Origin of the sequence: Terrimicrobium sacchariphilum (assembly GCF_001613545.1) — a bacterium.
Taxonomy (GTDB): Bacteria; Verrucomicrobiota; Verrucomicrobiia; order Chthoniobacterales; family Terrimicrobiaceae; genus Terrimicrobium; species Terrimicrobium sacchariphilum.
The window spans coordinates 751,982-772,175 of record NZ_BDCO01000003.1; the positions used below are offsets into that span (position 1 = coordinate 751,982).

Sequence of the window (20,194 nt, forward strand, 5' to 3'; positions counted from 1 at the left end):
TCTGTCGCCATGACTTGTGCTGAGGCTCTCGTTCGCATGCTGGAAAGCATGGGAGTCACCCATGTTTTCGGCATTCCCGGTGCGAAGATCGATGCGGTCTTCATCGCATTGCTCGATTCCAAGATCAAACTCGTCGTTTGCCGGCATGAGCAAAATGCCGCTTTTATGGCGGCGACGATGGGGCGTCTGACGGGTCGGGTTGGCGTGTGTCTTGTGACTTCCGGACCTGGGGTGAGCAATCTGACCACAGGGCTCCTCACCGCCACCTCGGAAGGCAGTCCCGTGCTCGCGATCGGTGGGGAGGTGCCGCTCGCGGACCGGCTGAAGCAAACCCATCAATCCTTCGATGGGGTGAGCGTACTGCGACCTGTCACGAAATTCGCGGCCGAGGTCGTCACTCCTGGTGAACTCGGTGATATTCTCGGCAATGCCGTGCGGGCAGCCGAGTCGGGACGTCCCGGCTCCGCATTTCTGAGCCTCCCCAAGGACATTGGGCTTGCTCCATTTGAGGGTGAAATTCCTCCGTCGCTCGGGAGGCCGCTCAAGCAAGGGCCGGGTGCCTTGTCGGAGATCGAAAAGGCGGCGGCGCTGATCAATGCGAGCACCAAGCCTGTCATCCTACTCGGTATGCTCTCGTCCGATTCCCGGGATCAGAGGGCTGTTCAGGACTTTGTCCGTGGTACCTCCTTTTCCTATGTGTCCACTTTTCAGGGGGCCGGGAAGTGGGCCGGGCCGGAGGAGCGCACGCAATTCGGGGGGCGGGTGGGTATATTCAGCAATCAACCGGGAGACCGCTTGCTGCAGGACAGCGACTGTGTGATCACGGTCGGCTATGACCCGATCGAGTACGATACGTCGCTCTGGAACTCCACTCGCACAGGTAGTCTGATTGCGATCGACGTCATTCCCTCGGATCAGGATCGGAATTTCCTGCCTCACGCTGAAATCGTGGGAGATTTGTCCGCCAGTCTGGACCTCTTGCTTCCGCTCCTCGGCAAAACGAAGTTCGCACCGGACTATCGCGATTCGGTGGCCAAAGCGGATACTGAGCTGGCAGAGATCGCATCTGTCGGCGCCCGTTACTCCGGATTTCCCGTCCATCCACTACGCGTGATCCACGAGCTTAGCCAGGTCGTGACGGACCGTACCACCCTCGCACTGGACATCGGCTCGATGTACATCTGGATGGGACGGTATTTCCCCGCAAAATTCCCGCGCCAGTTCCTGATCAGTAACGGGCAGCAGACTCTGGGCGTGGCGTTGCCCTCGGCCATCGCCGCGAACATTGCCCGACCCGACTCGCCGATTATCTCGCTCTCGGGAGACGGAGGATTTCTTTTCAGCGCTGCAGAGCTGGAGACGGCCAGGCGGATCGGCAGCCGCTTTGTCCATCTCATCTGGGATAGTGGCTCCTATGACATGGTAGCGTTTCAGGAAGAGGCGCATTATGGAGGACGCACGGCGGGGATTACGCTTGGCCAGATCGATGTGGTCGCCTTCGCTGCGGCATTCGGGTGCAGAGGCGTGCAGATCAATCACCCCGACGAACTGGCGCCAGCGTTGCGCGAGGCACTTGCCTCGACGGTCCCCGTTATCATCAACATCCCGATTGATTACTCGGGCAATCTCGCACTCATGGAGGAAGTCCACGAGGCTGCTCTCCAATAGGAAGCTCCCTGCCTGACTGTCTGCTATGTCCACACCCGTACACGACGAGAATTCCGAGCTTTACCAGCGCGGCATGGAGGAGATTTGCAAGCAGTTGGGGCCGATGGCGGATGCCTACATTCAGAATATCAAGTCGCTCTCGCCGGAATTTGCCTGGGTGAATGTGACCTTTCCGTTTGCCGAGCTCTATACCCGGAACGTGCTCGATCTGAAGACACGTGAACTTTGCACTGTGGCCGCGCTGACCGTGCAAGGGTTCTCGATTCCAGAGCTGAAGCTTCACATCCGAGCGGCCCTGCGCTGCGGGGCATCCCGCGAAGAGGTCGTTGAAGTCATCACGCAGATGATCGCCTATTGCGGTTTCCCGGCAGCGACCAATGCCTTGCTCACAGCCAAATCCATCTTTGAGGATCTGGACGGTGAGGGGACGCCGCAAAAGCCACCAGCGAAGTAGCGATTGCTTTCGAACTCAGGAGGCTGAGCTGTTCTGTGGTATCGGAAGGTTGCTCAGCTCGCTCACCATCAAAACCAAGGGGAATGATGGAGGCTTAAAATGGCGGAAGGGGTGGGATTCGAACCCACGGACCCTTTTGGGGTCGCACGATTTCGAGTCGTTCGGTGATAGAGGGAGAATCTAATGCTGTGTCTGTTTGTGTCCATTTCGCTCAAAATTGCCCCGAAATCCCGTTGCTTCTTACCCCATCGAAGGGGAGCGTAAGTTACATGTGTAACCGATTCCGAACGGTTAGCGCCGAATGGAGGGCTGGGCAAGAGCTGGAGCTTGAAGTTGTCGGCGGCGCGTACTACCGGGGCAAATGGGCTGGAAGCGCCACCGTTGAGAAGCTGAAGAGGTTCTGGCTTCGGGAGCCTGGGAGCTTGCTGGCACAGACAACCGAGGATGTAGTCGAAATATCCGAGACCGCCGAGGATGACGGAGAACTGCAATGGTGCGCGGCTCCAGAAGGGGCTCGTATCCTGTTCGTGATCCAAGCGCCTCCGCCGGGGAAGGAATACCGACTCGCCAAGCTTGTGACCACCGCGGCCACTCCCGACCAAGCCGCCTACTTCCGGCAGCCAAGATTCCCGCTTTTGGGCCAACTACGGCCAGACGGGGAGATCGACGTCATTCCGCCTCAGCCCGCTCCTCCGCCGAAACAGAAGCCGCAAGGGGAGCTTTTTTAGGCTTGAGTGTTCACCCGAAGGCGGCACCTTACTTGACGTCATTTGCGTAGGAATCCGTAAGGATCGACGTCGGATGTATCTCAATTTCAAAAAGTTGGGTCGAAGGACGCCAATGGGCAAACAGTTTTGTATTTACAAAACACAAAACGTTTTTAAAATTCGGACATAGCCGACGACTGATAGGGGAGGCTAGGGCCGATGGGTTAGTTGCTCATGTTCAATCACTTGGAGCGCGCGAGGGGCCCCCCTCGCGCGCTCCAAGTATTTGGTTGAATGTCGTTGACACCTGAATATCTTTTATCGACAACCACTGACGTTATGAAATTAACCCGAGAAGCTCTTCTTCAGGCGGCGGACGCAGTTCGTGAGCGCGTGAGCGCTTACACTGACGACCAACGTGAACGTGCCGAAGCTCGCGCCCGGGCCTTGATGTTACAGTCCCGTGGTGAGAAGGTATTCCGCAATTGATACGTCTGTTCTCCTATTTTTAGCGAACAGTGATGAAAACAGCCAGGCGGCAATCGACTGGCTGATGAAAAATAAAATTCATCCTCTAGTTACTCCAACTGTTTTTCAAGAGCTGGATGACCTGTTGAGGGAGGGTGGAGCTATTGGAGGAATTGCTAGAAAAGTCCTCGAAGAAATCCCTTCGTGGGGATTTCTTCATGCTCCGCTCGGTTCTTTGGATAATGGATTCGCATACGAGGCCGCAAAAAGGCTTCTGCGAATCCTAGATGGAGACGGACTACTGAATGACGGTCTGGTAGCGGCGGAAGCTGCTGTTCTGGGTTGCGACTTGATTCTGACCTTCAGAAATTCGCTGAACGCTTTGCCAGATGAGCAGCTTCGGCTCTGTATGATGGAACAAGACCTCTCGACGACTCCTTTCGTTGTCAGTCCAGATGTGATTGTTGCTTATTTGAGCAAGAAGTCTGAAACGGCATCAGCTCAATCGTGATTTATCGCGATATGCCTTGACCCCTGATCCCCGGGCGGTGCTACCGTTCGGGGGTGAAGCTGGACCGCCTTTCTGAATTGCTGGCCGAGTCCTCGGACTGAGGCGTGAGGATCTAGTCGAGATCCTCTGAAAGAGCGGATTCAGCGGTACGACCGTTCAAGACCGCCCGGGCTCCGGCAATGATGAAGTGACTCATTGCGTCTTCGTCGTTGATGCCGTGGGCGCGCATCTCATCTTTCAGGGACGAGTGATCGCCCCAGAGCCCGAGGTTGTTTCTGACCCAAGCCCCCATTCCAAGGTGCTGCATCGACAAGTCGAAGTTGTTCGCCTTCTTCAACAGGGCGGAATCCCTTTCGGGCAATGCCGCGAGGAGAGTTGCGACGGCGGATTCGAACGCGCTCGGAGTGCTCATACGTTCGGGTCGGGGGCGTAATCAGTCCGCCTTTACCTGGTCTTCCTTGGTGATGACGATTTCGGGCTTGCCCTTGTAGAGCTTCACTTCGCCGGTGATGGAGGCGGTTTGACCTTGGAGGGCCTGGAAGGTGAGCTTGCCGTCTAGGTAGTTGGCGTCCCGGGAGGCTACGAAGCCGTAGAAGGGTTGCCGGGGGTATTTCGCGCCAAAGTTGATGAAGATATTCCCGTTGTGCTCGGTCACTTCGGCGACCTTCCCGGTAACGGTGACGGTTTGGCCGACGTAGTCCTTTGCCTGCTCCGGCGTGATCGTTTCGCCCGCGAAGGCAACGGCTTGGACCACGAGCAGGGCCACGAGCGGCAGGAGTCTTTTCATGGGCCGGATTGAACACCGAAAGGGTCCAAATCTGAAGCGGAAAAGAAATCGTCTACAAGGGCGGAAGTCGTTCAGCGTGAACGGGTGGGATGGGTTGCGTATTGGTGCGTAAGTGCCTAGTTATTCACAACTTGCGCCAAGCCTGTGAATAAGAAAATGCCCCATGGTAGGGGCATCGGACATGGTATGTCCGATGTGGCTTGCGAACCTCCCAAACATGAAAAGGGAGATTCGAATTCCGCTGGCGCTGAAGATCGCCGCGATGGTGTGGAAACTGAAGGAAGAGGACTTGGCGGAAAGGGTATTGGCGCGCGTCACTGGTGCCCAGGCATTCGAAGTTGCCAAGGCCATCAAGGCGGGAGGTGGGAAGTGAAGCGGACGCTACTTTTTGCGGGAAGCCTGTTTTTTCAGATTCGCGGCTTTTGCAAGATCGGCCTCGCCCGATTTCTCAAGCTGTTCGATTGTCCATCCTAGGTCGCGGGCGATGAGGGATTTTATATAGCTGGCGAGGCTCCGTTGATCGGACTTCGCTTTTTTTTCAGCAGCTGATTTCAAGTCGTCTGGGAGGCGAATTGCGGTCTGCTTTGTCTTCATTTCAAGAGTGGATGTATATCGTTGTGTTATACATTGTCAAGCAACGTTGCGGCAATTGAGAAGGTATCGCTTGTGACATTTCTGTAAAAAAGCGATGGACAAGCGTTATACATGCGTTATACATCTGACGCATGAAGCTGACGCCAATACGAATGCCAGAACCTCTCGCCAAGCAGGCGAAGAAAAAGGCAAAGGCTCAAGGCCGGTCGTTCTCAAATTACGTCCGATGGCTGATTGAGCAGGACATTGCACCACAACCAAAGGCCGCGTCGAAATGAGCGATCCAACGCCATTCGAGCCGCGCAGTCCGGGACTTACGATTCTTGGGACATTTCCAAAGTCTTGGGATAATACCACTCTGCATTCGGAGCTACAGGAGGCTCTAAGAGTTGCGCGTCCAGATTCCAGCGAACTGCGGGGATTCTTGTCCCGTTTACAGTCTGCCACTCCTGAACAAACCAGAATTGCCCTTCGTCGTATTGCAGATCGCCAAGAAACATTTGGGTCTGCCCTTCGCGGCGAATCGTCCCTTGAAGCTGGTAAATCTGGCGAGGATCAAACCACGGAGGAAGTTTCATCCGTCGAAGGCAACCACTCAACCGCCGGGGAGGCAACGGGAAAATGACCGTCGAAGAAGCCGCCGCCGAGTTGAAACTTGCGCCGTTCACGGTGCGCCAGAAGTGCAACAAGGGCAAAATCGCTCCGGCCTACAAGGCAGGCCGCTCATGGGTCATCGAGCCCTCGGCCATTCCGGCATATCGCAACCGGCAACGTGCTCAGGGAGCGAACGCTCCGACACGTGCGCTCATCAAGAAAGGGCTGCTGCAATGATCCTCGCGACCATGACCGAGTATCCGCTCAACCCGTCGAGCGCTCTCGAAATCGCTCTCGTTCTCGTCGCTGTCCTTTGCGTCTGCTTTTTCGCCGCAGGATACACCAAAGGCCATGACGACGGACGCAATACCCGCCGCATCAAGCCCAAGAAAGGAATCTAGCCATGATCGCAACCCTATTCATTATCCGCGAAGAGAGCGGCATCGAATACGAGTTCCCCGTTGAGATCACGACAGGCAAAAAGGGCGACCTGATCGCCACCGTGTCGCAAGACGTGGAAGAGAAACACTGGACTACTCGATACGGAGGATTGGAACTCCAGCATACAGGCGAATATCTGTACGCCGAGGGCGACGAGATCGACCTTACCGACGAGGAATACGCCGAGGCGGAAGACATCCTCGCCAAGCTCAAAAGCGACTTCGAGCGCGAAGTCCGCAACCTCCTCGGCGGTGGCCGGGTAGAGACAAAAGACTAAACCTCCCTTCCGTTCCCCGTCGGACTCTCGCGGAAGAGTCAAGACAGACACTTTCAAAAAAACGCCCGCCGAGGCTGCAACCAAGGCGGGCAAATCAAAAAACGACACATGAGTACAACCACACAGAGCGCACTTGCGCAACCTAAACCCACCCGAGAACTTCGAGTCGTCGAGGATAGCGGGCCGCTGGCCCATCTTTTCGATACCGCGCGGTTTGATCACCTTTACCGCATCGCTGGAGCGATGGCAGCGGCAAGCCTGTTGCCGGAACATCTTTGGCGGAATAAGCAAGGCGTGTTCGAACCTGAGCAAGTTCGCGGAAACTGCTTTCTGATCGTCAATCAATCGGTTCGCTGGGGGATGGACCCATTCGCGGTGATGCCGGAAACCTACGTCGTAGGCGGGAAGCTGGCCTATCAAGGCAAACTCATCGCCGCAGTCGTCAACGCCCGTGCGGGCCTCGAGGGGCGGCTGAAATACGAGTTCAAGGGAAAGAAAGGGAGCGATGATTTTACGATTACCGTTTCCGGAAAATTCCCTGGCGATGAAGAGGCGAGCGAGCTTTCTCTATCTGTCGGCGAAGCCAAGACAGGAAACGACATGTGGCGGAAAGACCCGGAGCAAAAGCTCGTTTACTCCGGCGCCGTTAAGTGGGCTCGCCGGTATTGTCCCGAGATCGTTCTCGGCGTTGTGACGGATGACGATATCGAGCGCATGAACGAGCGCGCGGCCGCTGAGGAGAAGACTGTAAAGCAAAAGGCTCGGCCAGTTTTCACCGAGCCTCAGCCCGAAGGCCCCGCCCCCGTAGTGGCAGAAGAGAATACTCTGGAACCCAAGGAGCAAAAGCCGGAGCCTGCACCCGAGAAAAAGGAGCCGGTATTCGTTCCGGCGAACGCGCGCGAAAAGCTCGCCGTTGCTCTTCGTGACCTCGACTTTTCTCAAGAGCGCTTTGTCTCTGGGCTTCGTCGTATCGACCCCGGCAAGGTTGCTGATGGAATCACGATCGTTCCGCAGCTGCCGGAAGAAGTGTGCGAGCGGGTCCTCGAGGAAGGGCTTGATGAGATCCTTGATTTCATCCGCATCAAGGAAGCCAAAGACGAGGACCGGGCTGGGAAATGAAGGCCTTTCCTTACCTCGCTCAAGGTGAACCGCTGGACCTTGGCCCCGGGATACTCCGGGGCCTCTCCCGGGAGCAATACGACCGCCTGCCGTCGATCAATCAGTCGACCCTGAAAAAGTGGATTGAAATCGTGATGGTCGGTGGCGGTTGTCCCCGGAAGTTTAAGCACTGGTTTGACACCCGCAACGATGGGGAGAAGACGGAAGGGCTGCTTCTCGGGTCGGCGCTTGATTGCCTGATCCTCGAGCCTGGAGCCTTCGAGTCGAAATTCGCGGTTGCCCCTGCCGGACTCAACTTGCGCACCAATGCAGGGAAAGCGGCGATGGAAGCCTTTGAATCGGCGAATGCTGGCAAAGACATCCTGACGGCGAAGCAGGAGCAGACCGTCCTGGCGATGCGTGAGGCGCTCGAAAAGGACGAGAAGACGACGGATGTCTGGAAGTACTGCCAGAAGGCTGTGCTGCAAGCGGAGATCGAAGGCTACCCGTGCAAAGGCGAAGTCGACCTGTTCTCCAACAATACAGAGTACCTATTTGACCTGAAGACCAGCCGCGACGCTTCGGGGAAAGCCTTCGGGAAATCGGCCTGGGACCTTGGCTACCACATCCAAGCCGCGTTTTACCTGATGCTTTGCAGCGCGCTCGGGCTGAAGAAGTCGTCCTTCAGCTTCGTCGTAGTCGAGAACACGGCGCCGTACTGCGTAGCCGCCTACACGCTCGACTGGACGAGCGACGCGATGCAATACGCCCGCAAGCTCATCACAGAGGCAATGCCGCAATTTGCCTACCACTTCACTCGGAACCAGTGGCCCGATTTCAGCGACTTCGAGCCGATCAAGTTCCCGAAATATTCCCGAGGCGAAATCGTCGATTTCCTCGGCACCAGCCTCTAGCCATGAACATAACAAAAATCCAAGCTAACAGCCTCGCGGAGCTTCCCGAGGGGTATCGCACTCGTGCAATTGCCGAGATCATAGGTCGAATCAATGGAGAGCTCTTCAAATGCTTTGCCGTGCTGAAACCGGAGGACACGAAGTTTTATCGCGAATACATCGAGGACAACTCGAAAGACTTTGCGCCTGAATCCCCCGAGAAGATCTGCGCAGACGACGTTATCGAGTTCACCAAGGTCCTCGATGAGACACGCGAGAGAATCGAAAAAGGATGCCTGCCTTTGAAGCGGCTCTACGAGCTTCAAGAGCAACTCGGTGACAAGTGCGATTGCCCGGAGTGCCAGGCGAAACGCGGAGCAAGTGGCCTCGCGAGCTAACGACTTTTCCGGCGCAGTGCCGGAGAAAAACCAACAGGAGAACAATAGCAAATGAGCATGTTCATTCAGACTATCGGCCAGCTTAACAAGCGCGGGTCGGTGTCGGAGCTCGACGAGGCCTTGGCGCGCGCCGTTCAACAGGTGCGCATCACGGGCAAGACTGCCGAGCTTACCTACAAGCTGAAAATTCGTCCGCAGGATATGGACGGTGACACGGTGCAGATCGAAGACTCGATCACGCTGAAGACCGCGAACCCGATCCGCAAGTCGGCACTCTTCTTCACAACGGAAGATGGCCGGGTATCCCGCGACGATCCCAACCAAGGCGACCTTGCATTTGAGGAAGTCGAAGGCGGGAAAACCGAGGCCGGGCAGCAAGCCCCGCCCATTGCCGCCGCTCAGTAAGGCGGAGGCAAAACGAAAAAGCAAAACGCCATGTCAGTAATTGAAACCCTTCCCGAAGCGACGACAAACGCCGCCGCGGGATTCCTCGCCGGCCTCGGTGCCAACGTTCGCGTTGAAGGCATCGAGGGTATTCCTCACCTCATCAACCCCGCGAGCGGAGAGTTGAAGAACCTCGAGCATTTGCTCGAAGCTCCGAAGCGTCTTCCGCAGAAGCGAGAGGTTGCGACGCTCGAAGCCTTCAACGAGTACGTGAAGCGGTTCAAGTCGGCAGACTCGAGCATCTACGTCACCGCGAACAGCACCGGGTACGTCATCACGGCGGAACTCGATCATCGCTCGGAGACTAAGCTCGCCTGGCACGATCACCGCGTCTCGTTCAACGTGACCCACAGCGAGCCGCTGCGGAAGTGGATTGATTCGAACAGCCGCCAGCTCGCGCAGGCTCGTTTCGCCGAGTTCCTCGAGGAGCGTTCCCGGGAGATCAAAGAGCCGTCAGCGGCCGAGATCCTCGAACTCGCTCAAGAACTCCACGTGACCCGCAACCTGTCCGTTAAGAGCATCGTTCGCGGGAGCCGCGCTTCGAATACTCTCTCCTTCAATCAGGAGCAGAGCTTGAAGGGTGGCAAGGCGGGCGTGGATCTTCCGAACTCGTTCACGGTCGAACTGGAGCCGTTCAAGCGGCACCGGGAGAGAACGCAAATCAAGGCGTTCCTCCGTCCGCGCATCGACGAAGACAAGCCCGTATTCACCTACGAGCTTCAACTCGTCGAGGAGGCTATCGAGGAGGCGCTCAACGTGATTCTCGGCGCCATCGCCACGCAAACCGGACTTCCGGTCTATCGCTAACCATCAACCCCGGCGGGGTAGGTGATTTCTGCCCCGCCATCCCTTCCCATGGAGACATTCTCTTTTCAATGCTACCTGTCGGTAACGCAGTTATTCAAAAAAACTGGGCTTGGGACGCATTTCCAAAATGGTAAGCCGACACTTGCCGTTTCAAAGAATCCACCGACTACCGGCCCGAATACGGTCGCGATTCGCCTGAATCTCGAGCTCCCTGTCGGGCTTTTCATGAAGCCTCAGCTCGAGGCGTCTATCCGGATTCCTGACGGCCCGGCGCCAGAGATCACGGCAGAGGTACAGGAGAATATCGCAAAGGCCATCCGTGAGGCATCAGGGATCAATGTGAATATTAAAGTCGAGGGGCCGGAGAACGTCGAATGAGCGCCCTGACCGACGAAGACCCGATGCCCTTCGGGAAGCACAAGGGCAAGCGCATGGCCGACGTGCCAGCCAGTTATTTCGTCTGGCTGAAAGAGCAGGGGTGCAGTCATCCCGGCGTGTCCGGCTACATCCAAAACTCATGGGCAGCGATCAAATCCGAATGCCCCGACCACATCTTTGAAGACTGATGATCCGCGACCAATTCAGACTGGACCTTAACGACGAGCTGATCGTCGACAATTTCGCCGGCGGCGGCGGAGCCTCAACGGGTATCGAACTCGGCATCGGGCGAAATGTCGATATCGCCATCAACCACAATGAAGAGGCTTGCGACATGCACGCGGCGAACCATCCGCAGACGCGCCACTATTGCGAGGACGTGTTCAGCATCGACCCCCTCGAGGTGACAAACGGTCGCCCGGTCGGGCTCGCGTGGTTCAGCCCCGATTGCAAACACTTCTCGAAAGCGAAGGGAGGGAAGCCTCGCTCGAAGAAAATTCGCGGCCTCGCGTGGGTCATGATCCGATGGGCGGCAACTGTCTCGCCCCGAGTGATGATCCTCGAAAACGTCGAGGAATTCCGCACCTGGGGGCCGCTTCTCGCCGATGGGTCGCCGTGCAAGAAGCGCGCCGGGCAGACGTTCCGCTCGTTCGTAAGGCAACTGGAGAAGCTCGGGTATGCCGTCGAACATCGGGAGTTGCGCGCTTGCGACTACGGCGCTCCGACCATCCGCAAGAGGCTTTTTCTCATCGCCAGGCGGGACGGTCGCCCGATCGTGTGGCCGGAGCCAACTCACGGCGCGCCGAACAGCGAGGGCGTACGGGCGGGGCGCTTACTGCCATGGCGCACGGCGGCGGAGTGCATTGACTGGAGCATCCCGACCCGATCCATCTTTGAGCGGGAGCGGCCTCTTGCTGAAGCGACGATGCGCCGGATTGCCCGGGGCATTCAGAAATTCGTAATCGATTCGCCGACGCCCTTCATTGTGAAGGTGAACCACGGGGCGAGCGAAGGCTTCCGCGGCCAGTCTCTCGGAGATCCGTTGCAGACGATCACCTCGAAACATGGGTACGGGATGGCAACGCCATTCGTCGCCCGGGTGGCCCATGGTGAGCGGGACAAGACCGGGAAGAAGCGGGGACGCGGGGAGCATCCGACAGAGGAGCCATTGCCTACCGTTCTGGCCTCGCCGGAATTCTCGCTCGTCACGCCGTTTGTGACCGAACACGCGAACTCGTCCAACCAACGGAATATCGCGCTGGATGAGCCTTTGCGGACGCAATGCGCGAACGTCAAAGGCGGGCATTTTGCGGTAGCGGCGGCAACGCTCGTCCAAACCGGGTACGGAGAGCGAGAAGGGCAAGCTCCGCGCGCGCCTGGCATCGAGAAGCCGCTCGGGACAGCCGTTGCCGGAGGCCAGAAACACGCGGTTGTCTCGGCAACGCTCATCGGGGCGGGTGGCCCGACATACGGCGGGAAGCCTAAGCCCGTCGACCAGCCGCACGGCACCATGACGACGGAGAATCACACGGCTCTGTGCACGGCCTTTCTCGCGAAGCATCAAAGCGAGCGGCACGAAGGAGAAGTGCAGGGCGCGCCTCTGGACGGCGCAGCGCCCACCGTCAAGACGCGGGACAGCAACGCGATTGTGACGGCGAACATCGTCCGCCAGTTCGGCGAGAGCGTCGGGAGCTCAACCTCGGCCCCGGTCGGCACGGTGACCGCGGGAGGGGGAGGAAAGACGGGGCTCGTTACGTCCCATCTGGCGAAGCTCAAAGGCACCTGCCAGCACGGCCAGGCGTCGGATGAGCCATTGCACACCGTACAGGCTGGGGGCCTGCATTACGCCGAGGTTCGCGCCTTCCTCATCAAATACTATGGGAACGAGAAAGACGGATTCGCTCCCACCGAGCCGATGCACACCGTCACGGCGAAAGATCGGGTCGGATTGGTGACAGTCGGCGGAGAAGATTACGCGATCGCTGATATCGGAATGCGGATGCTCGAGCCTCACGAGCTTTACGCCGCGCAGGGCTTCCCGCCCGGGTACATCATCGCCCCGATCATTAACGGAAAGCGGCTCTCGAAGGCCGCTCAGGTCAGGATGTGCGGCAACTCGGTTTGCCCGCCAATCGCGGCCGCTCTGGTTTCCGCGAACGTCCCGGAGCTCTCAGCCTGGGAGAAGGGAGAGCGGGCGGCGTGAAGAATCAAGAGTGGCTAAAGCCAAACATGCTCTTCCTCGAGGCCAAACGTGGCTTCCTTGGGGACTGCTTTCAGTACCTGAGCTTCATAGAAGCCCCCGTCACTTCTAAACTCGAGAGATCGTTCAACAATTGTCCGGCCCAAATTACACTTTGGACCGAGAATGACTTTCTTCAGCGAAGTTGGTGGGAATTCACAGAAGAAGTCCGTTCCGATCGGCTTGCAATCAAGGAATGGAACGAACAAGCGAGTCTCTTTTTCGTATTCCCAATTCCTTCCCTTTTTAGAATAGCGATCAATGAGGTAATCGCGCCTCGCTCCGCCAGTGTCTGGAAGTTTATATATTTCATCTTCGACTACGATAGGGCGGTCGTTAGAACTGTAGTCGATTTTTCGCAGGAATGGCTTTCTGTGAGTGTCTGCCAGCTCTTCGGATTCGAATCCGAGTGCAATGCCACTATATCCAGAGCCGTAGTGTGCCCAAAGGAGCAGATTATCCCACTCCTCGCTGAAGCAAATTACGCCAAGCTGGGCGAAAACGAAATCCGTAAACCAGAAATCTTTCTCAGGGTTTTCCTGGCCTTGCGATTTTTCTCTAACGATCAACGGTGCGCAATCGAAGATGTCGTTGAGCATCCCCAGCGGGCTCACGCGAAATCGGTTCGTCTGAAGGCTCTTCAGGGCATTCTCTGCCGACAGGTATCTGTAAAGGATCACGAAGGTCAGGCCATAGCAGAAGGCAAAGTCGGGCATCAAGCCCTTTAGAATCATGGCCTGGATAGAATCTCATCAACAACTCGCACGGCACCCGAAGACGCTTCGGCTCGCCGGGCGGCTGAAAATCAACAAAGCTCAGGCAATTGGGCATCTGCACCTCTTATGGTGGTGGACTCTTGACTATGCTCCCGATGGGGACTTGTCGGCTTACACTTCTTATGAGATTGGCGCGGCGGCTGAATGGTCGGGGGACGCTGACGGCTTCCTCAACGCTTTGCAAGAGGTCGGCTGGCTCGACGGCATGAACGTCCATGATTGGGCTGACTACGCGGGAAAGCTGATCGAGGAAAGAGCACGGGACAAGGAGCGGAAACGCGCCGCCCGTCAGAGGGACAGACGGGAGACATCCGAGGGATTTCCGCAAGATGTCCGCCGGACGTCCACCGGACAACCGCAGGACGTCCAAGGGACATCTAACGGACAGGCGGAGGACGTCCGTACACCGTCCGACCGTACCCAACCCAACCCAACCCAACAGAACCAGAGAGAGAGCGGAGCGCAACGCGAACCCTCTCCCGCTCCAGCTTTGTCGGGTGGTGATCCCGTTCGGGATGTCCTGAGGCAAGACAAGGCCTTTTGCGCCGCCTGGCGTGACTGGCGCGCTCATCTGGCCGAGCTTGAGAAGCCCATGACGCGAGGGCAGGAAACAGCCGTACTGCACGAATGCGGGCGGCGGGGTGCGTCCCGGGCAATAGAGGTAATCGCCTTCAGCATCGCCAAGGGCGCAAAGAACCTGATTTGGGACGATGCGCCACGCGGCAAGGCCCCGAAGGGCGAGAAGCCGAAAGAGCCAGATCCCGCAGGCTGGGCGGCATGGGTCGCAGAGGAGTACCCGGAAAAGGCGGGAATCGCCTACGCTGACGCTCCCGAGCCTGTGCAATCCGAATACCGTAGGGCGCAGAAGCGATGAGCGACGACAGCGCGACCATCAGCTTTCGCAGCGTCGATGACATGACCGCGAAGATGCGGGCCATCCTCGAGGCCCTTGGCTTCACCGTTACGCCTCCCGGGGCCAAATGGATGAAGCCCGTCGAACTCGGACGCGAGTACGGCGTGACAACCGCCGCGATGACGAAGGCATTGCATGACCCATGCTGCCCGCATTGCGACAAGCAGACCGGTCAGAGTGGCCGAATCAACAAAATCTCACCCAACCACGAGCTGCGGAAGTGGCTCGCAGCAAGGTTCACGAAGTAACCAACCACCCTAAACGACTATGCTCAGCGAATACGCACACACAGAAGAAAAGGACGAGGCAATTGATATCCTCGAGGAGGTGTTATCTGGCGATGGGAACGCCTGCTTTGATGCCCTGGACCGGGCTCGTGACCTGATCGATAAACTGAAATTCCGAAGGAATCCGAACGGAGAAGATGATGAAGAGTGGTAGAGAGAGGGAAAGCCCAGAGGGAAGAATCTCTGATGACGCCAACCGTCGCACGCTCCGCTAGCGCTTCGCTGATTAATCTACTCGAAAACACCCTGTCAAGCGTGTATTGACGTATCCGCATGGAATCGCAGGAAAAACTGAATGATAGGCAACGGAAGTTCGCCGAACTCATTGTAGGTGGAGCCACTGCAAAAGCCGCTTACTTTGAGGCGTTTCCTCGATGCCGTTCTGAAAAAACCGCCGAGACAGAGGGGAGCAAACTCCTAAAGAACCCCAAGGTCGCGAGCTTTATTGAGGCCTTACGCTGGGAAGTGGCCGAAAATGCCAAATCGGACCTAGTTGCAACACGGCAGGAGGTTCTTGAATTCCTCACCGAAGTGATCAGAACCCCGGCGGGTATGGTGGATGAGGAGCATAAGCTTTGCCAGTCGTTCAAGTTCACTGAGGGTATGCGGGAGATCAAGATTCCCCCAAAGCTACAGGCAGCCGAACGCCTGGCGAAAATGCTCGGGTGGGATGTCCCAGAAAAGAAGGTCGTTGAGGCTGGAGACACCTTGACCGAATTCCTCGAAAAGCTTTTGGGAGGATCGAAATGAGCCTCGGAGATAAACTCTGGCGCCTACAGAACCTGTATTCCATCAAGGACGCTGAGACGGGGCAGGTTCGGAGATTCCATCCGCGCCCTGAGCAAATGAAGGTGTTCAAGGCTCTTGAGGCCGGGTATCGGAAAATCATCATATTGAAGGCCCGGCGCCTTGGCATGAGTACCGCGATCGGCATATATGCGGCTGATGATGCGATTTTCAACGCGGGTCGACAAATCAGCATCGTCGACCGGAACGAGGATGACGCGAGCAAGAAGCTGCAGAACATCATCAAGGTTGCCTATAACTCGATGCCGGATGAGATCAGGTCGCGTATTGTCGTAGTTCGTGACAATGACAAGTCGTGGAAGGTGCAGATTGCATCAGGGAAGTTCATCGGAAGCGCTATCTACGCCGGCAAGAACGCCCGAGGCGGAACGAATCAGATCCTCCACGTCTCAGAGTGGGGCGTCATTCAGGCAGACGACCCGAAGCGATCGGAGGAAATCCTCACCGGTGCTCTACCTTCCGCAGAGCATGGCGTGACGATCGTTGAAACGACCTGGAAGGGAGGGCGTAAGGGGCACCTCTGGAACCTCGTGAAAGAGGCGCAGTCGGTACCAGCCGACAAACGGACGAAAGACGATTGGCTCGTCTTCTTTTTCCCGTGGTACAACGATCCCACCTATACCCGGGAGGGGCCGGAAGTCACCGAGCCGGAGCTCATGCAGTACTTTGCCGAGAAGGAGGCCGAGACAGGGCATAGATTCACCCCGGGGCAACGCCTTTGGTACAAGCAGCGGTGGGCGTCGCTCGGGGCGTTCATCTACCGCGAGTTTCCCACTACGTTTGATGAGTGCTTTCGCGCACCGATCGACGGGGCCATTTATGCCTCGTACATCGACAAGGCCCGGGCGGAGGGGCGCATTTGTGCTTTCCCCGTGGACGGCTCCGGGCTCGTTCATACGTTCTGGGACTTGGGCAGTCCGCTCAATACTGTCGTCTGGTACGTCCAGTTCGTAGGGCGGGAGATTCGCGTTATCGACGTGGACATGTCGACGGATGACAACCCGATAGACCTCACTCCAGTGCAGCGCGTGGCCCGCATCAAGAGCAAAGGGTATCCCCTGGGCAACAACTACCTGCCGCATGACGCAGCGGTCACCGAGCGCAGCGGGCGGACCTTCCAGAGTGAACTGGCGAGCGTGGGGCTGACGAACATCAAGGTTATCCCGCGCACGGCTGATGTGTGGGTGGGAATCAATCACCTCCGGCAGCTTTTCCCGCGGCTGGCATTCCGGCTTCCAGCGTGCGAGCCAGGTATTGACGCGCTGACCAACTATCACACGCGCACAGAGAGCGGCAGCGGCAAGGCCTCTGATGACCCGGTACACGACTGGTCGAGCCATGCTTCGGACGCCCTCCGTATGATGGCAGAGGCGGACATGCACGGGATGATTGACGCCGGAGGGTACAAGGCTCGCTCGCTGGTCGTGAAGCGGGGAGGGGAGACGTCACGGCCAGTTGATCCGGTCGACGCCTATTTTCAGCCAGCCCGCCGGCGGCTGGTCGTGAAGCGATGAGCCCCGCCGAGATCGTTCATGCGATGTACCAAACGCATCCCGTGCGGGTGTCGTTCAAAGAGGAACTCGACGCCCATTTGCAATACGGCTGGGTGATCAGCACTCCCTTGGCCTTCATCATGGGCCGGGAGGTCAACCGCTGGGCCACGCATGAACAAATCATCGACCCTTGGTATGTCTTTCCAGAGGGGGAGCGTAACGCTTGGTACGTCGCGGCCTACGCGGGCGCAGTCAATACAGCCTTGCAAATTATCCCGTTTCGGCATAGGTGGATTGGCTGGGAGCGCGGAATAAAGTCCGGCCTCCGTTTCCATAGCCTCGAATCCTTCGAAAGACATGCGCTCGCCATCAGCTCCAAAGCCACCGGAACAAAAGCCTATCAAGATCCCGCAGGCTCCGAATATCGTCATTCCCGATCCCCCGAAGGCGGACCCGATTCCCCCGCCGCCCACCGCGACTAATGCAGAGGTGCAGCAGGCGGCGAGCGATCAGCGCCAGCAGGCGGCAAGCCGCAAGGGTGTGCGGGCAACTCTCATTGCCGGTGAAACGGGCGGATTCCAGCCCGCGAGCTCCGGCAAGAAAAACCTCCTCGGCTAATGGCAACGCCCTCCATTGACGCAAAGCCGATCCTCGCCCGGTGGGATTCGATGAAGGCGAAGCGTTCCACCTGGGACGGCTATTGGCAAAGGATCGCGGACTACGTCATGCCGCGTAAGGCGCAGATCAACCGGAGCTCGACCGGCGCCGCCAATGATACCGCGCAGCTTTTCGACACGACGGCGGTCTATGCCAACCAGACGCTAGCAAATGGGATGCTGGCCTATATGACGCCCGCTGACGGGCAGTGGTTTAGCTTCTCGCCTCCGGCCTCCCGGGAAAGCGATGATGAAGTGTCGCAGTGGCTCCAGCGCTGTACCGAGATCGTTCAACGCAACCTCGCGAATTCGAATTTCTACTCCGAGATTCACGAGCTTTACTTTGACGATGGAGGGTTCGGTACCGGGACGCTGATTGCTCTCCCGGGCAAGAGCGCGGCCCTGAACTTCCAGGCGCTTCAAATCGGCTCCTACTGCATCGCCGAGGACGACGAGAGGCTCGTCAATACGCTCTTTCGCGAACTCAAGCTTACGGCGGAGCAGGCGGCGGACAGGTTCGGAGAGGAGCGACTGAGCGAGAAGCTGCGGAAAGAACTGGCGAAGATCCGTGAGACTGGAAAGGGGTGCGAACAAGAGCATTGCTTTCTCCATGCCGTCTATCCGCGCAGGGCGTCCGAACGTGAACCCGGCAAGATGGACGGCAAAAACAAGGCTTTCGCCTCGGTGTACATCGAGACCGATAGCCGTCATGTCGTTTCGGTCGGAGGGTTCGACGAGAAGCCATTTTTTGCAACCCGTCATGCCAGGTGGGGATCGGAGGTATGGGGAATCTCTCCGTCGTGGATGGCATTGCCCGAGGCGCGGCAGTTGAATGAACTCGTCAAGAGCATGGATGCCTTGGCTGAGGTTAAGGCGTGGCCGCGCATCCTCGCCCCGGGCGACATGGAAGGGGAGATGGACCTCGGCGCGTCCGGCGTGACGTTCTTTGACCCGTCCAACCCGCAGGCGATACCGCGCGAATGGGCGGCCTCTGGTGACTACAATATCGGCCTCGAGCGCGAGAAGCGGAAACAGGATGCGATCGAACGCGCCTACCACGTGCCGCTCTTCAACATGTTCTCACAGATCGAGCGGCAGATGACGGCACGAGAGGTTGCGGAGCGGAGCGCGGAGAAGCTGAACCAGTTCACCCCGGCCTTTACCCGCAAGACCACGGAGCTTTTGACGCCCCTCCTTCGTTGCGTGTTTAACATTCACCTTCGAGGCGGCATGTTCCCGCCTCCGCCAGCGGGGATGGTCGAGCAAGGCCCTGACGGCGTGGCGTACCTGGCTGAACCGGAGATTTCCTATAACTCCCGGGTGGCGCTCGCCATGAAGGCACAAGCCAACCTCGCCGCAAGCCGCTCTATGGAAGGGAGCATTATGCTGGCTCAGTTCCGGCCCGAAGTGCTCGACCACTACGACGTTGACCGCATCACGCGCGACGGGGCGCGCAATGACGGTCTCCCGGCTGACTGGCTTTTGCCTGCCGAAAAGGTGGAGTCAATACGTAAAGCCCGGGCGGAAGCGCAACAGGCAGCTGCGGCGCAACAGCAGGCTCTCGCCGCGGCCGAGGTCGCCCAAAAGGCGGGGAGCGTCAAACCCGATAGCCTGGCTGGTCAGGCTGTCCAACAACAGCAGGCATGAGCGAAGCAGCCAAGCAACGAGGAATTGAGCGCGCCCGCGAGCGGCAACGGCTGGTGAATGCCGCGCGGCGCGTTCTCGAAAGCGAGGACGGGCGCGTATTGATGGCGCACCTCGAGGAGACATTCCGCGTTAACGAGCGGGTATTCACCCCGGTTCGTTCCGGTGCCGACGTTTACGCATATGACCCGATCACGGCGGCGCTGGCCGATGGGGCGAGGGCTGTAGTGCTGCACCTCAAAGGACTTTCGGCGGCAACCGTAAAGGGTGACGCCAACATCGAAGAACCAACCATAACTGTAACAAAGCCATGAGCATTGAAATCAAGGACGGTGCCGTCATTCGTGATGGCGAGAACGTGGGTACCATCGGAGACGGGGGCATATTTGTTCCCGCCGCTGGCCTGCATTGGACGAAGAAACGGGCGGTCGAGGATTTCCTCGCTGGTGAATCCGGCAAGCCGATCGCGGAGAAGCCACCGGAGGAGGTTACGCAGTCCGTTGCCAACGCTGCGACAGCTTCTCAACCCGAGCGGTGGAAACCGGAATTTCCGGTGTTCTACACGGACGCGACCGGAAATCTTCACCGAATCGAAATCAAGGACGATGTTGTCTGGATCGACGGTGAGGACGTGGGCAAGTTCGACAAGGAGCAGGGGGGCGCATTTGCGTCGTTCGTTGATCCCGCTCCGGTTCTCCAGGGCGAGCCGCCCGCGACTCTTCCGCAGGCTCCCGGATCACCCGAGCCGGTCAAAGATCCTCAGTATGGCGACCTGACGCCGGCATATATCGAGTGGTTCCGCGCGAATCATTCCGCCGAGGAGTTCGCCAAGCGCTACCATCACAGGGGGGTGAACTAAG

28 protein-coding genes are annotated in these 20,194 nt (G+C 58.0%); 23 read left to right on the forward strand and 5 right to left on the reverse strand.

Features of this window, described 5'->3' with window-relative positions; all coding sequences use genetic code 11:
- The first annotated feature begins 9 nt into the window (after positions 1–9).
- From alsS to TSACC_RS20935, 3 genes are all read left to right on the forward strand, one after another.
- Positions 10–1,668 carry an acetolactate synthase AlsS gene (gene alsS / locus TSACC_RS20920; protein ID WP_075081383.1) on the forward strand — a complete coding sequence of 553 codons (1,659 nt, stop codon included), beginning with the start codon at positions 10–12 and terminating at the stop codon, positions 1,666–1,668.
- A gap of 25 nt (positions 1,669–1,693) precedes the next feature.
- A complete protein-coding gene (locus tag TSACC_RS20925) occupies positions 1,694–2,122 on the forward strand; it encodes a carboxymuconolactone decarboxylase family protein (protein ID WP_075081384.1) in 429 nt (142 codons plus the stop codon).
- A gap of 1,173 nt (positions 2,123–3,295) precedes the next feature.
- Entirely contained in the window at positions 3,296–3,808 is a 513-nt protein-coding gene (locus TSACC_RS20935; protein ID WP_153811568.1) for a type II toxin-antitoxin system VapC family toxin, read from the forward strand.
- A 112-nt stretch (positions 3,809–3,920) separates the two neighbouring features.
- On the opposite strand, the gene TSACC_RS20940 is transcribed toward TSACC_RS20935, so the two are convergent.
- Together TSACC_RS20940 and TSACC_RS20945 are read right to left on the reverse strand one after the other, a co-directional pair.
- Positions 3,921–4,220, reverse strand: coding sequence for a DUF6794 domain-containing protein (locus TSACC_RS20940; protein WP_075081387.1), 300 nt, complete (start codon positions 4,218–4,220; stop codon positions 3,921–3,923).
- A gap of 21 nt (positions 4,221–4,241) precedes the next feature.
- A complete protein-coding gene (locus TSACC_RS20945; RefSeq protein WP_075081388.1) occupies positions 4,242–4,595 on the reverse strand; it encodes a hypothetical protein in 354 nt (117 codons plus the stop codon).
- Between the two features lie 217 nt (positions 4,596–4,812).
- Here TSACC_RS20945 and TSACC_RS20950 point away from each other — a divergent pair, with 217 nt between their 5' ends.
- The gene (locus TSACC_RS20950; RefSeq protein WP_153811569.1) at positions 4,813–4,968 is read left to right on the forward strand and encodes a hypothetical protein; all 156 of its coding nucleotides are present in this window, start codon (positions 4,813–4,815) and stop codon (positions 4,966–4,968) included.
- 8 nt (positions 4,969–4,976) lie between these two features.
- Here the strand turns inward: TSACC_RS20950 and TSACC_RS20955 are convergent, their stop codons facing one another.
- Complete coding sequence (locus TSACC_RS20955; RefSeq protein ID WP_075081390.1) at positions 4,977–5,189, reverse strand: hypothetical protein; 213 nt, start codon at positions 5,187–5,189, stop codon at positions 4,977–4,979.
- A 314-nt stretch (positions 5,190–5,503) separates the two neighbouring features.
- Complete coding sequence (locus tag TSACC_RS20960) at positions 5,504–5,767, reverse strand: hypothetical protein (protein ID WP_075081391.1); 264 nt, start codon at positions 5,765–5,767, stop codon at positions 5,504–5,506.
- Positions 5,768–5,810: 43 nt separating this feature from the next.
- Here TSACC_RS20960 and TSACC_RS20965 point away from each other — a divergent pair, with 43 nt between their 5' ends.
- The 11 genes from TSACC_RS20965 to TSACC_RS21010 all read left to right on the forward strand — a co-directional run bounded on the left by TSACC_RS20965 (position 5,811) and on the right by TSACC_RS21010 (position 12,722).
- Positions 5,811–6,020, forward strand: a complete 210-nt coding sequence (locus TSACC_RS20965) for a helix-turn-helix domain-containing protein (RefSeq protein ID WP_075081392.1) — start codon at positions 5,811–5,813, stop codon at positions 6,018–6,020.
- Positions 6,017–6,184 carry a hypothetical protein gene (locus TSACC_RS22020; protein WP_153811570.1) on the forward strand — a complete coding sequence of 56 codons (168 nt, stop codon included), beginning with the start codon at positions 6,017–6,019 and terminating at the stop codon, positions 6,182–6,184. Before TSACC_RS20965 ends, TSACC_RS22020 begins: the two co-directional genes overlap by 4 nt.
- 2 nt (positions 6,185–6,186) lie before the next feature.
- Positions 6,187–6,501: a hypothetical protein gene (locus TSACC_RS20970; RefSeq protein ID WP_075081393.1), complete on the forward strand. Its 315-nt coding sequence runs from the start codon at positions 6,187–6,189 to the stop codon at positions 6,499–6,501.
- Positions 6,502–6,744: 243 nt separating this feature from the next.
- Positions 6,745–7,620 (forward strand): recombinase RecT, encoded by an 876-nt coding sequence (locus TSACC_RS20975; RefSeq protein WP_153811571.1) that lies wholly within the window; start codon positions 6,745–6,747, stop codon positions 7,618–7,620.
- The gene (locus TSACC_RS20980) at positions 7,617–8,513 is read left to right on the forward strand and encodes a PD-(D/E)XK nuclease-like domain-containing protein (protein ID WP_075081395.1); all 897 of its coding nucleotides are present in this window, start codon (positions 7,617–7,619) and stop codon (positions 8,511–8,513) included. Before TSACC_RS20975 ends, TSACC_RS20980 begins: the two co-directional genes overlap by 4 nt.
- A 2-nt stretch (positions 8,514–8,515) precedes the next feature.
- Positions 8,516–8,890, forward strand: coding sequence for a hypothetical protein (locus TSACC_RS20985; RefSeq protein WP_075081396.1), 375 nt, complete (start codon positions 8,516–8,518; stop codon positions 8,888–8,890).
- Between the two features lie 57 nt (positions 8,891–8,947).
- Complete coding sequence (locus TSACC_RS20990; protein ID WP_237764045.1) at positions 8,948–9,295, forward strand: YfdP family phage-associated protein; 348 nt, start codon at positions 8,948–8,950, stop codon at positions 9,293–9,295.
- Positions 9,296–9,325: 30 nt separating this feature from the next.
- Positions 9,326–10,141, forward strand: coding sequence for a DUF2303 family protein (locus TSACC_RS20995; RefSeq protein ID WP_075081398.1), 816 nt, complete (start codon positions 9,326–9,328; stop codon positions 10,139–10,141).
- A 48-nt stretch (positions 10,142–10,189) separates the two neighbouring features.
- The gene (locus TSACC_RS21000; protein ID WP_075081399.1) at positions 10,190–10,519 is read left to right on the forward strand and encodes an Asp23/Gls24 family envelope stress response protein; all 330 of its coding nucleotides are present in this window, start codon (positions 10,190–10,192) and stop codon (positions 10,517–10,519) included.
- Complete coding sequence (locus TSACC_RS21005) at positions 10,516–10,707, forward strand: putative quorum-sensing-regulated virulence factor (protein WP_075081400.1); 192 nt, start codon at positions 10,516–10,518, stop codon at positions 10,705–10,707. The genes TSACC_RS21000 and TSACC_RS21005 overlap by 4 nt, the downstream gene beginning before the upstream one ends.
- Positions 10,707–12,722: a DNA cytosine methyltransferase gene (locus TSACC_RS21010; RefSeq protein ID WP_075081401.1), complete on the forward strand. Its 2,016-nt coding sequence runs from the start codon at positions 10,707–10,709 to the stop codon at positions 12,720–12,722. The genes TSACC_RS21005 and TSACC_RS21010 overlap by 1 nt, the downstream gene beginning before the upstream one ends.
- A 14-nt stretch (positions 12,723–12,736) precedes the next feature.
- On the opposite strand, the gene TSACC_RS21015 is transcribed toward TSACC_RS21010, so the two are convergent.
- Positions 12,737–13,492, reverse strand: a complete 756-nt coding sequence (locus tag TSACC_RS21015; protein ID WP_075081402.1) for a DUF2971 domain-containing protein — start codon at positions 13,490–13,492, stop codon at positions 12,737–12,739.
- On the opposite strand from TSACC_RS21015, the gene TSACC_RS21020 reads away from it, so the two are divergent.
- The 8 genes from TSACC_RS21020 to TSACC_RS21055 all read left to right on the forward strand — a co-directional run bounded on the left by TSACC_RS21020 (position 13,491) and on the right by TSACC_RS21055 (position 20,193).
- Complete coding sequence (locus TSACC_RS21020) at positions 13,491–14,408, forward strand: hypothetical protein (protein WP_075081403.1); 918 nt, start codon at positions 13,491–13,493, stop codon at positions 14,406–14,408. The two genes, TSACC_RS21015 and TSACC_RS21020, sit on opposite strands and share 2 nt — an antisense overlap.
- The gene (locus TSACC_RS21025; protein ID WP_075081404.1) at positions 14,405–14,695 is read left to right on the forward strand and encodes a hypothetical protein; all 291 of its coding nucleotides are present in this window, start codon (positions 14,405–14,407) and stop codon (positions 14,693–14,695) included. Before TSACC_RS21020 ends, TSACC_RS21025 begins: the two co-directional genes overlap by 4 nt.
- Before the next feature lie 312 nt (positions 14,696–15,007).
- On the forward strand, positions 15,008–15,484 hold the full coding sequence (locus TSACC_RS21030; RefSeq protein WP_075081405.1) for a terminase small subunit: 477 nt from the start codon (positions 15,008–15,010) through the stop codon (positions 15,482–15,484).
- Positions 15,485–15,648: 164 nt separating this feature from the next.
- Positions 15,649–17,055: a hypothetical protein gene (locus tag TSACC_RS21035; RefSeq protein ID WP_153811573.1), complete on the forward strand. Its 1,407-nt coding sequence runs from the start codon at positions 15,649–15,651 to the stop codon at positions 17,053–17,055.
- Positions 17,052–17,516 (forward strand): hypothetical protein, encoded by a 465-nt coding sequence (locus TSACC_RS22185; protein WP_075081407.1) that lies wholly within the window; start codon positions 17,052–17,054, stop codon positions 17,514–17,516. Before TSACC_RS21035 ends, TSACC_RS22185 begins: the two co-directional genes overlap by 4 nt.
- 135 nt (positions 17,517–17,651) lie before the next feature.
- Positions 17,652–19,337: a portal protein gene (locus tag TSACC_RS21045; protein WP_075081408.1), complete on the forward strand. Its 1,686-nt coding sequence runs from the start codon at positions 17,652–17,654 to the stop codon at positions 19,335–19,337.
- On the forward strand, positions 19,334–19,648 hold the full coding sequence (locus tag TSACC_RS21050) for a Bbp19 family protein (RefSeq protein ID WP_075081409.1): 315 nt from the start codon (positions 19,334–19,336) through the stop codon (positions 19,646–19,648). Before TSACC_RS21045 ends, TSACC_RS21050 begins: the two co-directional genes overlap by 4 nt.
- The gene (locus tag TSACC_RS21055) at positions 19,645–20,193 is read left to right on the forward strand and encodes a hypothetical protein (RefSeq protein WP_075081410.1); all 549 of its coding nucleotides are present in this window, start codon (positions 19,645–19,647) and stop codon (positions 20,191–20,193) included. Before TSACC_RS21050 ends, TSACC_RS21055 begins: the two co-directional genes overlap by 4 nt.
- Position 20,194: the final 1 nt, after the last annotated feature.